Annotated in this window: 4 protein-coding genes and 1 pseudogene; 1 reads left to right on the top strand and 4 read right to left on the bottom strand. The window is 71.4% G+C overall.

Annotated features, from left to right (window positions below; all coding sequences use genetic code 11):
- Positions 1 to 42 precede the first annotated feature (42 nt).
- Together ACFT7S_RS34930 and ACFT7S_RS34925 are read right to left on the bottom strand one after the other, a co-directional pair.
- On the bottom strand, positions 43 to 171 hold the full coding sequence (locus ACFT7S_RS34930; RefSeq protein WP_382739263.1) for a hypothetical protein: 129 nt from the start codon (positions 169 to 171) through the stop codon (positions 43 to 45).
- Positions 172 to 636: 465 nt separating this feature from the next.
- A complete protein-coding gene (locus tag ACFT7S_RS34925; protein WP_382739260.1) occupies positions 637 to 1,542 on the bottom strand; it encodes a S41 family peptidase in 906 nt (301 codons plus the stop codon).
- A 56-nt stretch (positions 1,543 to 1,598) separates the two neighbouring features.
- On the opposite strand from ACFT7S_RS34925, the gene ACFT7S_RS34920 reads away from it, so the two are divergent.
- The gene (locus tag ACFT7S_RS34920) at positions 1,599 to 2,141 is read left to right on the top strand and encodes an ArsR/SmtB family transcription factor (RefSeq protein WP_382739258.1); all 543 of its coding nucleotides are present in this window, start codon (positions 1,599 to 1,601) and stop codon (positions 2,139 to 2,141) included.
- 148 nt (positions 2,142 to 2,289) lie between these two features.
- On the opposite strand, the pseudogene ACFT7S_RS34915 reads toward ACFT7S_RS34920, so the two are convergent.
- Positions 2,290 to 2,787 (bottom strand): annotated as a pseudogene (locus ACFT7S_RS34915) (DNA polymerase III subunit alpha); the annotation flags it as partial.
- 1,762 nt (positions 2,788 to 4,549) lie between these two features.
- Entirely contained in the window at positions 4,550 to 16,477 is an 11,928-nt protein-coding gene (locus ACFT7S_RS34910; protein WP_382739255.1) for an amino acid adenylation domain-containing protein, read from the bottom strand.
- Between the last annotated feature and the right edge of the window lie 118 nt (positions 16,478 to 16,595).

Here is a 16,595-nt window from a genome sequence, read left to right as displayed (position 1 = left end):
ACCCCGCGTCGGGCTCTCACCATGTCCACGGCCGACACGGCCTCAAACAAACTCGCTCAGCCGCCCAGCAACCCCAACTGAAACGGCGAGGTTAATGGCCTTGATGATGTCGATGGCCTCCATAGAGGCGCCCCCGGCCGCTCCCACCATCGCAGCCATGAACCAATCCATGGCCCGAGGCTAGAGGGAATCATGCGGCAACGACGTAGTTCTGCGTAACCAACGTTCCGAGACAGCACAGTTAGAGTCAGTCCGGCACGACAGAAGACCGACCGGTACGGCTTCGGCGCCGGAAATCGGGTGCCCACCCGGGTGGGCACCTATCTCGAAAAGTCACATGAAGTGGGACCGCGCACGCTCAAGCGGCCAAATGGGGCACTCACTGGCCAAATGTGCCGCTAAGTCACACCGGGTGTGACTGAGTGCTCCAGTTGGCGAGTTGAGCAGGGGTGTCCCTTGTCATCCAATCCAGGCGTTTGGCAGCGAACCCAGCCCTTTCGGCTTCGATGACAGTGAACCTAGTCGTGCGGGGTGAGCACGCTGGGGGCCGCCGGAGACTGGGGCCGCCGCCGAGTCAGCCGCCGACGTGGATAGGGGGAGGCGCTGCGCGCAGTGCTGTCGATGAGCTGGACTGGGTCATCCTGCCAGTCGGGCGAGGGCCAGTGCGTGCGCGTGGTCGAGGGAGTCAGCAGCAGCGCAAGGGACGTCCGGCTGCACACCGGTGCCCTCCCAGTTCGTGCCGGAGACGGGGTTGATGGCGCGGCCGACAGGGACAGTGGCTTCCAGGTGTGGGTGCACGGTCCAGCCCTTGCACGGGTGTGCGCCGCCGCGGGTGCGCTCGCCGACGACTACGGCGCGGCCGAGCTGCTGGAGGTCGTACGCCAGCTCTTCAGCGGCAGAGAAGGTGCTGTCACTGGACAGCACATACAACGGCTTGCTGCCACCGAAGCACGCGCCGGGAACGTGCGGCAGGCTCCAGGACTGCTCTCTGCGCTCGCCGCCGCGCCAGTACATGGTGTTGAGGTGGGTGCGCTCGTCCAGTAGGTAGCTGCAGACGAAGGCGACCGTGTCCGGGTCGCCGCCCCGGTTGGCGCGAAGGTCCACGATCAGCGCCTGGGCGCGGGAGGCCAGGGTGAGCGCGGCGCTCAGCGGTTCGGCGGCCCACTCCAGCGGAAACAGCATCGGTGCCAGCTCCACCACGGCGACCCCTCCGCCGAGCAACTCCACCCGGGGCGCACCGCCCAGCGAGGTGTCGAAGTCCCGGCGCATGGAATCCAGGTTGGCCGCCCCCTGCTTCGAGGACACCGGGTCGGCGTGGTGCTTCAGTCTCAGGTGTCCGTCGCCGTTGACGGACTGCAGGTCCGCGGTGACCAGACGGGCGAGCTCCTCGGCGTCGTCGACGTCGTAGGCGCCCTCGGTGAGGCGTCGTTGCAGCAGGCCGGCGAGCTGCTCGGCTATCTCGGGGAAAACGTAGTGCTCGGTCAGCAGCCGGGCTGTCTCGTCGATGACAGGGGCCGGCGGAAGCTTCGTTGGAGTCGTCATGGCAGGGAGTAGAGCACTGCCCTTGCGAAAGCGTCAAAGAGTTAGACACTTTCTGTATGCGTGATCAGCCTCCCTACCTGCCGCCTCCTGAGGACGTCCTGGAGATCGGTGCGCCTGAGCAGTTCGCGGCGCTCGCTCACCCGTTGCGTCAGCAGTTGCTCTTCGCCCTGGGCCACCGGCCTGCCACCACCAGCCAGCTTGCGGCGCAGCTCGACGCGAAGAAGGGCAACGTGGCCCACCACCTCAAAGTGCTCCGCGAAGCCGGGCTGGTCCACGTCGCCGAGACCCGCCAGGTCCGCGGCGGCACCGAGCAGTACTACCAGCGCACGGCCCGCCACATGGTCGTCGCCGAACCCCAAGCAGCAGGCACCGCCGCGATGCTCGCCGCGGTCGCCCAGGAGCTGGACCTCTCACCCACCGAGACCCACCTGACACTGCGCCACCTGCGTCTCAGCCCCGCGAAGGCAAGAGAACTCGGCCAGACCCTCGCCCAACCGGTCGACGAAACCGAGGAAAATGCAGAGGACCAGCCCGTGCACGGCGTGTTGGTGGCGCTCTATCAGCAGGCTCCGCCGACCAGCACCACCAGTTCCGCCTAGCGGCACCAACCTCACGAGACAGCACACCTAGCTCACTCGAGACGAGCCGCACCCGTTGACATCCAACCCAGTCGCCCCAGATCAGCGCGCTGCACGCGACTATCTTCGATGTCGAAGGACAAGGGGGCTCACTTCCCGAGGTGGCTTTCGGCCGCGCCAACTTGTTCAAGTCGGCCGCGTGCACGCCCATCTGCCGGACCAGGCCCTCGACGCCCTTCGCGGTGTCGATGACCTTGCGGACGTCCGGCTCGTTCTCGTACATCCCCCGGATCTCGCCCGCTTCGCTGCAGCGCGGGTGCTTGGGGTCGGTGATGCCGTTGAGGTCGATGCCCTTGCCGAGGACGTCGGCGGGCATCGCCTTGGTGAGCCGGTCACCCATGGCGTACGGGTAGCCGAGGATGCGGGCGGAGTCCTTGATCGCGTTCTTGGCCTTGATCTTTCCGTAGGTGCCGATCATGGCGACCTTGTCGGCGCCGTACTTCTCGGTCACGTACCGGATGACTTCGACGCGCCTGCGCTCGTCGAAGTCGATGTCGACGTCGGGCATGGAGACGCGCTCGGGGTTCAGGAACCGCTCGAAGATCAGCCCGTGCTCGATCGGGTCGAGGTCGGTGATGCCCATGGCGTACGACACGATCGAGCCGGCCGGCTCGGCGGCGGTCAGCCGCGCGACCGCCACGGCCCGGTCGGCGGCAGCGGACAGCCGCACACCACCGTCGGGAACAGCGGCGGACGGGGTCGCCGAAGCCGAAGAGACCAGGGAGGCCTGCCGTACGCCGTGTCGGCGCATCAGAGCCGGAGCGGCGTTGGCGGCCGTCAGACTCCCAGGAAGCGAGCGCCCGGCAACGGACAGTGCCCGGTCCATGGCCAGTATCCCCAGCAGGAGATCCACCGGCTCCGCCGCCGCACGCCCGCACCGTACCGCTTGCCGCATGGCCTCGACGGACACCGCGAACACAACCGGTGAGCCGTTCACGGCGGTCGCGGAGGTCCACGAAGTCAGCGCATGTGTCAGACGGTTACCGCTCTTGTCCAGCGCTCCGGCCCGGCGAAGAAGGGTGACGCCGCGGGATTTCGGTCCCTCGGTCTCCGCCGGGGCGCTCGCGTCCAGTCCGTCGAGCGCGGTTGCCGCGGCGACCGGATCCAGCCTTCGCAGCAACAGGGCTTCCCGCGCCCTGCTGTCCGGCAGGTCCAGCAGGGCACGGGCCACATGCCGACAGCGCACCGAGATCGTCTCCTCTGCGCGGGCCGACCTGAGCGCGAGCAGCAGGCACGCGCGCATCGCCCCGGTCATCCCGGGCAGCGCACAGCCGCTCTCCGGGGCCGATCCGCGCGAACCGAGGCCGAAGCGCCACCGTGCATCACGCCAGGCGGCATCGACCTCCTGCTCACCGGCTTCCTGACTGGCTTCCTCATCGACGCGGGCCGCGACCGGCGCACTGTGCGCCTCGTCGTCACTCACCCAACCGCGCCCCGCCCGGCCGGTGATCATGCCGCTGAGCGAACCCGCCTTCCGCATCCCCGGGGCGATCGCCGCACCGGCGTCCGTGTCCCCCATCACAAGCTCCCCCAGCAGGGTGTCCGTCCCCACGGCCGGCAACTCGCGCCTGACCGCACGGCGCAGTGTCTCCACGAGCAGGTCCATGACGTCCGGCTCGAACTCTGTGGTCGCTCCGACCACGGCCGTGGCGTCGGCGTGTGCTCCGGTCGTCCCTCGCTGGTCCATCGAACATTCCTCTCGAAGCGGTGGCTTGGTCCGAACGACGCTAGGCGCACCCCCCGCGACACCGCATCGGCCGACCGGTCACACTCCCGGTCCGATCGGCAGACCGGCTACAGAACATCAGCTACCAGCGCACCTCGTCGCACGACGACCGGACAAGGGATGACACGCGGACCGCGGCCAGTTGGAATCGCGGTCCGCCAGGTCAGGGTTGCCCTGTCGGGGATGGACAAGGACCGACGGTCGTCCGTTCCTGCATCGTCGACTCCAAGCCCTCCAGGAAGAGCACTGCGGCCCGAAGGACACTCCTGCCGCCCGCTGTGGGCAAAAGTGCCGTCCCCGGTGGCCCGGCTTCGCCCGCCGCCACGGGCTCGCACGAGCCGGCGACCGGGCTCCTTAGTCACTCCGAGAACGGCTACCTGAGCCCCGGCCTTGACGAAGGCCGCGACGGCGGCCGCGGAGACGCCCCGCGAGCCGCCTGTCACGATGATGCGCTTGCGTGCGAGGGTCACGAAAGGTCCTCTGCGGTACGTGCTCGCCCACTCCGTCCACGGGCGTGGTCCTTACCTGCGATGATGTGCGGTCGGACGACGACCGGCCAGGTCAGACTCTGGTCATCGCACGGTCACTTCGGCAGGAGGGCCACCCCCGCGGTGCGGGCGGGAGCGCCGCCCCCACCCGCACCTCAGGGACCTGTCGGCACACCGGCCAGGGGATACGGCCCGACCGTATGGCCCAGCAGGTGCAGCGGACCCGCCGTCACCCCGGCGCGTTCCACGGCTTCCCAGTAGGCGAGGGCCACTGTCCCGTCCACCAGGCCGTGCACCAGCGGCAGTTCGGGGTCCGCCGCGTACAGAAGTGATTCCACCCGGCAGGAGGCGAGGGTTCCCTCGATCCACGGCTGGGCCAGATAGCCGGCCGCAGCCGGTGCAGGCAGCCCTTCGGCGACCTCACGGCTCAGCTCGCCGAGGTGCAGAAGACCACCGCCCAGCACGAGGACGTCTCTGCGTTCCCGCATCCGCGCCAGTGCCCGGCCGGTGTCGAAGCAATGCGGGAAGGAGTCGTCGACCACCACGGTGCCGGGCGCCAGCCGGTCCACGTCCAGAACCGCGCCGGAGCCGCTCACCGCCGTCACCAGCAGACCGGCCTCGTACACCGCGTCGGGCAGTGCGAAACGGGACTCCGCCACTTCCACCTCGCCCACCTGGCCATGCTCCTGCAGCCGTCGCGCCAACCGCCGCAGCCGGGGCCCGCTGCCGGGTACGTCGCACAGCACCAGCCGCCGTGGCGGCCGGGTGGCCCGGGAGAGCAGCAGCTCCAGTGAAGAGGCGCCGATCGAGCCCAGCCCGGCGAACGCCACATCCAGGTCCGCGAGATCCTGCCCTGCGGCTTCGAGTGCCGCGTGCACCGTCCGGACCACCGAGACGACGGTCGCCGCGTGCCCGGTCGTCACGGCCGCCGGTCCGTCCGCGGAGCGCAGCACATCGAAGCCGTAACCGGTCAGCGACGGAATCATCCCGGCCAGTGAGACACACCGGGCTCCGAGTGAAGAGGCGAGCGACACCGCACGGGCGGAGTGTGCGACGAGCCCGGCACCCCGGTCCAGTTCGTCAGCGAAGAGGGGCACGCAGACGAAACCCGACCTCCCCAGCGGGGTCTGGACCGTCTCCAGCAGGCGCGGCGCGCCGTCGGAGAAGAGCAGCTCGCGCAGGTGTTCCCGCCGCAGCGAGTCCTCGGGCAGCCCCGCCAGTCGCGCCAGATGACCGGGGGCCGGCAGATAGCCGACCAGCGCGGCATCCATCGTCTTCCTCGGACCCGACGGGCGGTTCGCGCCACGCCGGCCCACAGCTCGTGCGAGCCGTTCCTGGAGCGCCCGCGCGAAGTCCTCCAGCGCGGCCGAGGAGAAGGCCGCGGCGGATCCTCGCACCGTCACCCGCAGCCCGGCGCCCTCCGGCCGTACGGCGAGGAAGACGTCCGTCGCCGACGACGGCGGCGCGAACGCGCTGTCCCCGTCGTCCCACGACACGGTCAGCGACTGCTCGTGCGAGGTGGCCAGCACGGAGAAGTCGAGGAAGGTGAAGAAGAACTGCGACGTCAGCGGAAGACCGTCGACATCGCGGGGCACGATGTCCTCGTGCCTGCGCGCCTCCTCGGCCTCGGTCACGATCCGGCGCAGGGCCTCACCGAAGTCCACTGCCACGCGCTTGTCGTCCTGCCCGGCCGCAGGCCGTACGGGAACGGCGGTGGCGAACGGGCCGAAGATCCGGTGCACGTCGGGCAGCGGGCGGTCACGGCCGCTCACCGCCAGGCCGACGATCAGATCCGTACGGCCGGTCATCTGGGCCAACTGCTGGTAGTAAGCGGTGAGCAGCGGCGCGTACAGTGTCGCCCCCGCCTGCGCCGCGAGCGCCCGCAGCGCAGCCGCCCGATCCGCGTCGAGCACGAACCCCGATGAACGGAAGGGTGCGGCCTCACGCCCCGCGCCACTGTCTCCTTCGGTGCCGCGCAGCACCGGACGCCGGTACGGGGCGTCCACCCGAGCCCGGCGCTCCGCAGTGCCCGGCGCGGTGCCGGGCCGCTCCTCGGCCGGCAGCAGGGCGTGGTCGCGGAAGGTGGCGCGGGGCGCGGGCAGGTCTGCGGTGCGGCCCGCGGCCAGACGGTCGTAGACCGCGGTCAGCTCCTGTACGAGCAGCGCGGCGCTGTACCCGTCGCCGATGAGGTGGTGTGCGTGCACCAGGAGCACGTGCTCATGCTCCCCGAGACTGAGGACCCGAAGCCGCAGCAGCGGCCAGGCCCACGGCTCGAAGCGCCGCTTCGCCTCGGCCGCCGCACGTTCGGCCACCTCGGCGCGGTCGGTGAGCGTCTCGAATACGACCGGCAGTCGCAGCGAGGATGGAAGTTCCTGCTGAACGGGTGGCCGGGTACTGGAGGGGAAGACAGTACGCAGCATGCCGTGGCGTTCCACGAGCAGGTCCACCGAAGCCTGGAACACCTCGGGGTCCAGCCGGCCGGACAGCCGCAGCCGCGCCGGCCAGGAACCGCTTCCGCCGGGCGAGATGGCCTCCGCGAGCAGGAAACCGCGCTGGGCCGGCGTGACGGGGAAGGGGGCCGGATGGTGCGCCGTCGTCGCGGCAGCCTCGGCGGCACCGGCTGCAGCGGTACCGCCGTGCCGTCCCGTGACGGTCGCGTCCACGACCGCGGCGAGCTCGGCCAGGGTGCGGTGTTCGTAGATCACGGTCGGCCGGGGCAGCGGTGCCCTGACCTCGCCGAGCCGCGCGAACACCTGGAGGACGAGCATCGAGTCTCCGCCCAGATCGAAGAAGTCGTCCTCCCGGCGGACGGCGTCGATCCCCAGCAACTCCTGCCAAATAGCAGCCAGTTGCTGCTCCGTCGGTGTGAGGGTTGAGTCCTCGGGCGGATCACCGGCACTCTCCTCCCGCGCGGGGAGATCGGCGAGCGCACGGCGATCGACCTTGCCTGTCCCGGTGAGCGGCAGCTCGTCCATCACCGTGATCCGCGCCGGGACCATGTAGGGCGGAAGAAGGCCCGTCAAGTGGCGGCGTACCGTGCGCGACTCCGGTCGCCCGGCTCCGGGACGGGCGGTGACGTACGCCAGCAGCCGCCCCTCGCGTGCGATGACCGAGGCTTGCGCGATGCCGGGATGCGTCTGGAGGACTGCCTCGACCTCTCCCGGCTCCACCCGGTTGCCACGGATCTTCACCTGGCCGTCGATCCGTCCGAGGAACTCCAGAGTGCCGTCTCCACGGCGCCGGACCCGGTCGCCGCTGTGGTACCACCGGCGTCCGTCCAGGACCGTGAACGCCTGAGCGGTCAGCTCGGGCTCATCCAGGTAGCCGGGCGTCAGACCCACTCCCGCGATCAGCAGTTCACCCGGCTCTTCAGGACGGCAGGGTGCCCCGTCGGTTCCGACGACCGACAGGTCGGTACCGGTGACCGGATGTCCGATCGGCAGAGTCTTCAGGTCATCGTCCGGACGCGTCGAGATGACGTGGCAGGTGGCGTTGATGGTCGCTTCAGTGGGGCCGTACAGATTGGCGATGCGCTGTCCGGCGCCGAAGAGGTCGAACCATCGGCGTACGTGCGAGGCAGGCAATGCCTCACCGCCCACGTGCACCCAGCGCAGCGCCGACAGGTCCGGTCGTCCCGCTCCCCGTCGCACCCGCTCCTCGGCGGCCGACAACAACTGTTCCCACAGCGTCGGGACGGAACTCCACACGGTGATCCGGGTCTGCTCCGCGTAGGCCAGGAGCAACTCGGGGTCCCTCAACAGCTCTCGCGGTACGGTCACCACGGTGCCGCCCACCAGGAGCGGCGCGAGCAGTTGGCGCACGGAGGCATCGAAGCACGGCGACGCGGTCTGCGCCAGGCGGTCACCGGCGCCGTAGCCGAAGGTGGCGACGGCCCAGTCGAGGTAGTTCTCCATCGCCCGGTACGTGATCGGGACCGCCTTTGGGCGCCCCGTGGAACCCGAGGTGAAGATGACGTACGCGGTGGCCTCGGCGTCGGGCACGGCTACGGGGGCGCGGTCGTCCGCCCCCGGATACAGCGGGCCGTCACCGCGTACCGCCCGCACGCCGTCGAGAGAGTCGGCGGTGTGCAGGGTCGGCGCGTGGCACACCACGGTGGAGACATGCGCACGCTTCAGCTGGTCCGCCAGCCGGGCGGGAGGATGCGCCGCGTCAAGCGGAACCCAGCCGGCCCCGGCACGCAGGATGCCGACCACACCGATCACGGTGTCCGGGCTGGGCTCGGTGAGCAGTCCGACCAACTGGCCTGTGCGTACGCCGTCGGCGCGCAACCGGGTGGCGAGCAGACGAGAGGCGCGGTCGAGTGCCGCGTAGGTCAGAGGCGTTCCGCCGCCTTCCACGGCGGTCGCGTCGGGCGTGGCACGGAACTGCCTCAGCAGTCGGCCGACCACACCGTGCCGTGCGTCCGCCTCACGAGGCGGCGTGGGTGCCAAGGGGACGGCGGGGTCCGGTACGGACTGTTCCGGGGATGTGCACAGCGCGGCCAGTTCCTCGCGGTACTCCTGGTCCAGACGGGCCACCGTCGCCGGTTCGAACAGCCGGTTCGGGAAGTTCCACGACATGCGCAGCATGGGCCCGTCCGCCCAGCACAGCAGGCTCAGCCGGGTTGCGGCCGATCCGGTTCCGGCCGCGTCGGCTCCTATCTCGACCGGGCAGTCGGGCCCGAGGCGTGCCGGGAAGCGGGCGAAGCTGAAGCCCGCCGGGCTCGCCGTGCGCGGACCACCGCCGGGCAGGAGGCCGGCCAGATCCAGACTGCTCACCGCGGAGTGCCGTTCGCTTTCCAGCCAGGTGTGGCGCAGCCGTTCGGCCAGCGCCGTGACCGGCTCGTCGAGGGCTGTCTCGCACAGCAGGGGAAGGGTGTCGGCGAAGGGACCGACGAGCCGGTCCACACCCTCGAAACGTTCCTCACGCCGGGCACGAGCCACGTTGACCGCGATGTCCTGGCGCCCCGTCCACCGCGCCAGGCAGCGTACGTAGGCGGCGAGCAGCAGATGGAACAGGGACACCTCGTGTGCGGCGGCCAGCCGCTCCAGGCGGGCGGTGAGCGTCGCGTCGAGCGAGCCGTAGTGCTGCCGGAGGGGGCCCGAGGGGGGCGCGTCGGGATCACCGTCGTACGGCAGCCGCAGCGGTTCGCCCCTCCCGGCCAGGCGATCTGCCCAGTAGCGGCGGTCGGCGTCCGACGCGCTGGTGTCGGCGGACCGAGCGCTCAGGGCGGCGTACGCCGCGAAGCTCGGCGCGTCCGGCTCCGGGGCCGGACGCGCCCCCTGCCACAGCACGGTATACAGCGACCACAGGTCCTCGGCCAGGATGTTCAGGCTGTACCCGTCCGCCGCCGCATGATGCACCACCAGCAACAAGTGTGCGAAAGAGGGCTCCTGACGGAGCAGTACGGCCCGCACCGGCGGTCCCGCGGCCAGGTCGAAGGGCTGGTTGCACAACACCGTCTCCAGGCCGGCCACCTGCTCCGCACCGCACTCGCGGACCTCGTACCAGGCCGACAGCGGCGCGGCAGGTGCCAGGCGCTGCACAGGCCCGGTGCCCGAGTCGTCGACCCGCACGCGCAGCATGCCGTGCCGTTCCGCCAGTTCGGCCAGTGCCAGGCCGAGTACATGGGTGTCCAGTGGGCCGCGGACCGTCATCCGCAGGTGGCCGCGGGCCGGTACGTCGGGGTGCAGCCGACTGCTGGTGTGCAGGGCCAGTTGTACGGGTGTCAGGGGGAACGAGGCGGAGTCCGTTACGGGCTTGGGAGAGGGCTCTCGCACCCCCTCCGTGTCTGCGATGGCCCCGGTGGCCATGTCCAGATGGGCTGTCAGCTCGCTTACGGTCCGGTATTCGAAGAAGAGCGTGGCGGGCAGCTGCCGCCCCACTCTGCGTTCGAGCCGTTTGACGAGGTCGACCGCGCCCAGCGAGTCCAGCCCCATCGCGAGGAACGGCGCGTCGTCGTCCACGGCGGACGCCGGGACTCCCAGTGACTGCGACAGCAGTTCCCGTAGCACCGCGGCGGTGCCGGACGCGGAGGTCACCACGTCCGCCGCGGCGGACGTGTGTCCGGTCGTGGACTGTGGCGCGGGCAGTGGACCGCGCGGCTGCGCAGGCCGGGTGGACGCGCGATCCGGCGGGACTGCCCTGTCGGTGAGGACCAGTTGAGCCAGGTCCGTGCCGCAGGCGGACATCAGGGCCGCCAGGGCCGGCGCGGTTGCCAGCGGCCGGCCCCCCTCATGAGTGAGGACATCGCCGGCGAACGCGGCGGCGAGACCCGTCTCCGCGAACGGCCCGAAGTTCACCGACAGCCATGGCCGCCCCGCCTGCCGCTCGGCGCCGGCGAACGAGTCCAGAAAGGAGTTCGCGGCCGCATAGGAACCGAGTGCCCCGGCCAGTCCGGGTAGTACCGAGGAGACGGAGGAGAACGCCACGCACACCTCGGGGTACCGACCCCGTCGGCGCAACGCCTCGGACAGCAGCACGGTGCCGAGCGTCTTCGCTCCCAGCGCCTCTACCGTCTCCTGCACCTTCGTCCCGCGCAGACTCCCGGGCCGCACCACTCCGGCCGCGTGGAAGAGGGCGTCCACCGGAGGCAGCGCGGCCACCAGCGCCTCGACGTCGTCCCGCAGGGTGAGGTCGGCCCGGTGGTAACGGGCGTCGGCGCCGAGTCCGGCGAGCTCCTCCAGCAGACCCGCGGGCGGCTGCGGGGAACGACCCGTGAGCCAGAGCACCGGCCGACCACGGACGGCGAGTTCCCGGGCCAGTGCGGAACCGAGGCCCCCACCGCCGCCCGTGATCAGGAAGGTGCCGTCGGCGGGCAGCCGGTCCCGGGTGTCGGGCAGATCCGCCGCTTCCGCCGCGACGGTCCGCACCAGCCGCTGTCCGTCCCGCCAGGCGACGGCTCCGGCCGCCTGCGGCGCCGTCGCCTCGGCGAGGACGGCGGCGAGCCGCTGCCCGGCATCGTCCAGTGAACAGAGGTCGACCCAGTTGGCCGCCGCTCCGGCGTACTCCGACGGCACGGCCTGTGTCAGACCGCCCAGCACCGCCTGTGCCGGGTCCGGTCGCTCGCATCCGTATCCGGTGACGTGCGCGTCCTCGGTCACGACCAGCAGCCGACGGGCCCTCGTCAGATCGAACAGGGTGAGAGCCTCTTGGAACGCCGTGACCAGCGCACGCTGGATCCGGTCGAAATCCGCTGCCGTGCCGTGACCGGCCGGTCCGGCCAGGAGAAGCACCGTCTCGGGGCGGGTGCCGGGGGCCACGTCCGTCTGTACGTCCTGTTCCGCGAGACGTCGCGTGAGCTCGTGCACGGCCGTCGGGTCGGCGCCGGTCACCAGTACAGGTCCGCAGCGGCGGTCCGTGGTCAAAGGCTCAGTCCGCCAGGTGACGTGGCGCAGCAGCTCGTGCTCCCCTGCCCCGGGCCTGTAGCGGCGCCGCTGGTAGGGATAGGGCGGCAGAGGAGCCCGCCTGCGGCCCGCGTCGAGTTCCGCACGATTCAGCCCCACACCGCGAGCCCACAAGTGCGCCACCGTTGCCAGTAGCTCCCGCGCTCCGCCCGCGGCAGCGTCCCGGGGCGCCCGGGGGCGCTCCGGCTCGAAGGGGGCGGAAAGCACGAGCACATCTCCGTCGACGCCGGCCGTATCGGCACTCCGGTGCCGGGCGGCAGCCGCACGTACGAGACCTGCGAGGCTCGCCTGCGAGCCGAGTTCCACGAACGTGTCGTAGCCCTCCTCCAGCAGCCGCGTCACGGCCCGCCCGAACAGCACCGGCCGCAGAGCGTGTTCACGCAGGTGGTCCGGGTCCATGGGCGGATGCCACTCGGCGGTGAGGGTGCTCATCACCGGCAGGTCGGGAGCTGTGACCTCCACGGTGCGTGCCGCGTCGGCCAGGGCCTGGGCGATCGGTTCCATCAGGGGCGAGTGGAAGGCGCGCGACACTTCCAGCGTGCGTATGGCCGCCCCCTGTGCGGAGAGCTTCTCCGCCGCCCGTCCGATCGCGCCGGGGCTTCCGGAGAGCACCAGCCTGCCGGGACCGTTGTACGCGGCGACCGCGAGTTCCCCCGGAGCCGCCGCGACCAGGGCGGCCACGCTCTCCTCGTCGGCTCCCCGCACCGCCACCATCGCGCCCGGCGGGGTCGACGTCCCCATGAGCCGTCCGCGTTCCGCCGCGAATGCCAGCGCGTCGGCGAGCGACAGCAACCCGCCGGCGCAGGCGGCGGCGAGTTCGCCGACACTGTGCCCGACCAGCGCATCCGGCCGTACGCCCCATGCCAGCAACTGCCGGGCGAGCGCCACCCCGTGGGCCACGAGCAGCGGTTGCGCCACTTCAGTCGCGGCCTGGGCTCCCGCGTCCACTTCGGCATCGACGCACCAGCCGGTCAACTCCCGCCCGTTCACCGCGCCGACCCGGGCGGACGCCTCATCGAGTGTTTCGCGGTAGACCGGCGCCGTCGAGTAGAGCGCACGGCCCTGGCCCGGCCGGAGCGCGCCCTGGCCGGGGAACACGAAGACGGTCCGCGGACGGTTCGTCACCGTCCCCGTGACTGTTCCCGGCAGGTGGTCGCCGCCGGGAGCGGTCGCCGCGGCCAGGCGTTCCCGGAGGTCGCCGTCGGCCACCACAGCAAGGCGGTGAGCGCCCTCGTCGCGAGCGGTCGCCGCGGCCAGGCACGCATCGCCCTCGTCCAGCTCCGGGTGGCTGGACACGTGCTCCAGGAGACGGGACGCCCAGGCGTCCAGACCGGCTTTGCTGCCCGCCGACAGCGTCATCAGGTGAGGGCCGCCGCCCCGGCGCGGAGCATGCCCCGCAGCCGGCGGCGCCTGCTCCAGCACCGCGTGCGCGTTCGTGCCGCCGAACCCGAAGGCGTTGACGCCGGCTCTGCGCGGGCCGGACGACGGCCACGCACCCGACTCGGTGACCAGCGCGAATCCGGACCGCTCGACTGCGGGCGACGGCGGCGTGTGATGGAGGGAGGCGGGCAGCCTGCCGTGTCCGAGCGCCAGCACCACCTTCACCAGTGAGGGCAGGGCAGCCGCGTTCAGCAGATGCCCGATGTTCGTCTTCACCGATCCGAGCAGCCGCGGCCGGCCGTCCGGGCTGACCGGGAAGGCGTGCGCCAGGGACCGCAGCTCGATGGGATCACCTACGGCCGTGCCCGTCCCGTGGGCCTCGACATAGGTCACGGACGCCGGGTCGACGCCGCAGACCTCGTACGCGCGAGTTATCACCTCCCGCTGCCGCAGGGGGTTGGGCGCCATCAGGCTCAGCGACGCGCCGTCGTTGTTGACTGCGGTGCCCCGCACGACGGCGAGTACCTCGTCGCCGTCCCGGTGGGCGTCCGGCAGGCGTCGCAGGACGAGGGCCGCACCTCCCTCACCAGGTACGAACCCATCGGCCGCCGCACTGAAGGCCCGGCTGCGTCCGCCGGGCGACAGAGCTTGTGCGGCCTCCAGGGCCTGGTACCCGTCCGGAGTGAGATGAAGGTTGACCCCGCCGACGACTGCGATGTCGCACTCACCGTCCGCGAGGCTGCGCCGCGCCAGGTGCAGGGCGACCAGACCCGATGAACACGCGGTGTCCACGGCGAGCGCCGGGCCGTCCAGGTCCAGGCAGTGTGAGACCCGGGCGGCTATCAGGTTGGGCAGGTTGCCCGTCAGGGTCGTCGCGGACGGTGCCGGGGCGGGGGAGGCACCTGCGAGGATCTGCCGGTAGCCGCTGTCTCCGGCGGCGGCGAAGACACCGACCCGCAGGCCGAGCCGTCGGGGTCCGGCGTAACCGGCTCGTTCCAGGGCCTCGTGAGCCAGTTCGAGGAAGATCCGGGCTTGCGGATCCAGCGTGCGGGCCTCCTCGTCGCCGATGCCGAAATGTCCGGCGTCGAAAGCGTACGGGTCGTCCAGGAATGCCCCCCGGCGTCCGTCGGACACGGTGGGCAGCGGCCCGGCCGGCACCTCCTCGGCAAGCGCGGTGCCCCAGCGGTCCGGTGGGACGTCGGTGATGGCGTCACGGCCGGCTGTCAGCAGTTCCCAGAACTCCTCCGGCGTGCTCGCGCCGGGGAACCGGCAGGCCATCGCGACGACCGCTGTCGCGCTCACGTCGCCCGCCGTGTGCGGTACCGCCCGTTCGTTCGCGGTGGGCGACCCCGGCGCCGTGTTCTCCTCCGTCGCGGCCAGCAGATGATCGGTGAGCGTGGCGACGGTGTCGTTGCGCATCACGGCGGGGCCCAGGGTGATCTCCAGGACCTGTTCCAGCTCGGCAAGCGTCTCCATGGCTTTCAGCGAGGTGCCGCCCAGATCGGCGAACCGGTCCCGGTCTCCGAAGGACGCGTCGGACAGTCCCAGTACGCGTGCCCAGGCGTCGCGCACCGTCTGCCGCACGTCGCCGCGGTGGCGGGGTACCGGGCACGGCCCCTTCGGCCCGATCGACGGCTTGGCCGCGGCGTCGTCCGGGATCCCGGAGGACGCGAGGGGCCGGTACGAACCCGCCTCGAAACGCGCGCGCATTCGATGTCTCTGCAACTTGCCGCTCGTGGTCCGCGGGAAGGCCGACGGCGGCAGCGCGAGTACGCGTACGTCGTCGTGGCCCAGCGCGGCACGGATCCGCCGTGCGACCTCATCCAGGACCTCGGCAGCGCCGCGTGGCGGCCGGGCCCAGGGGATGAAGACGATCACCCGCTCGCCGCCGGTCGCCGGGTCGGTCGAGCCGATCACCGCCGGGTTTCCCGGCGGTAGCCCGGGGGTCACGCTCGCGACCTCCTCCATGTCAGGGGCGTGGAAGGTACGGCCGTTGAGGAAGAGGACGTCCTTGTGGCGGCCGCTGACACACAGCCGGTCGTCCCGCAGGAATCCCATGTCCCCGGTGCGCAGCCAGGTGCCGGTGAAGGACCCCGCCGTCGTCTTCGGCAACCGGTGATAGCCGCGGGCGACCTGCGGGCCGCTCACCTCGATGTGTCCCACCTGCCGGTCGCCCAGTGGCCGGCGGGCGTTGTCGGTGATCCGGACCGAGCAGCCGGGCACCGGTACGCCGACGTCCATCACTTCCAGGGCGTCGCCGCCCGGTTCGCGTTCCACGGCCCGGCCCCGGCTGAACGCCGCCCGCTCCAGGGCGACCGGAACGGCCACTTCGCCCAGCGGCGGGAACGTGACGGCCAAGGTGGCCTCGGCCAGTCCGTACACGGGAGTCGCCGCCCGCGGGTCCAGCCGGGCCGGCCGCATCTTGGCGGCGAAGGCCCGCCACACCGTCGCGGAGATCGGTTCGGCACCCACCAGGATCAGCCGTACGGGGCTCAGGTCGAGCCCGGAGAGCACCTCGTCGGGAATGCGCCGAACGGCCAGCGCGAGCGCGAAGTTGGCGGCCGACAGGACCGTGGCCCGGTGCCTGGCGGCCACGTCAACCCACAGGCGCGGACTCTTCGCGAACGAGAGCGGACCGATTGCCACCTGCTTCGCGTGCGCCGCCAGCGGCGCCAGATGGGTACCGATGAGACCCATGTCGTGGAAGTAGGGCATCCAGCTGACCAGGACGTCCCGCTCGGAGAGAGCGGAGGCGGCGATGATCTGCCGCAGGTTGGCCACCACAGTGGCATGGGTGAGCTCCACCCCCTTGGGGGCCCCGGTGCTGCCGGACGAGAATTGAAGAAACGCCAGGTCGTCGGGGGTTGGCGTGGCGAGCTGGGCCGGCGTGGGGCATTCCCGCAACGTCTCCAGCCGCAACACCTCGACCGGTTGCGGCAGTTCGCCGGCCACGTTCGCGCATGCCGCGTTCACCACAACGGGCGGGCGGCCGAGATGCTCCCACACCGGACCGACCCGCCGGGCGTCGGGTGCGAGCGGCACCGGAACCAGACCGGCCGCAAGCGCACCCCAGAACATGGGCTGGAAGTCCTCGCTGCGTTCCGCGAGCAAGGGCACGCAGGTACCGGGCGCGACCCCCGCGTCGCGAAAGCCGCCCGCGACGCGCAGGGACTCGTCGAGGAGCTGCCGGAAGGTGACTGCCGCCTCGCTGCCGTCACCGCGGACGTGGACGACGACCTGTTCGGGGGACTGACGGGCCGCGTCCAGTAGTACGTCCAGAAGCGTTTCCGGGTTCATGAGTCCGTTCGTTCGTGCGTGGGCGAGCGGGACGCGGTCGCGGAGGGTTCAAGTGTGCGGCAGACGGCGGGCCCCTGCGCCCGCGCCCCCGTTCGGAGCTGGGCGGAGGGGCCTGGTA

Origin of the sequence: Streptomyces sp. NPDC057136 (genome assembly GCF_042670885.1) — a bacterium.
Taxonomy (GTDB): Bacteria; Actinomycetota; Actinomycetes; order Streptomycetales; family Streptomycetaceae; genus Streptomyces.
The sequence above is the reverse complement of the archived record's forward strand: the minus strand, read 5'-3'. Positions and strand labels throughout refer to the sequence as shown.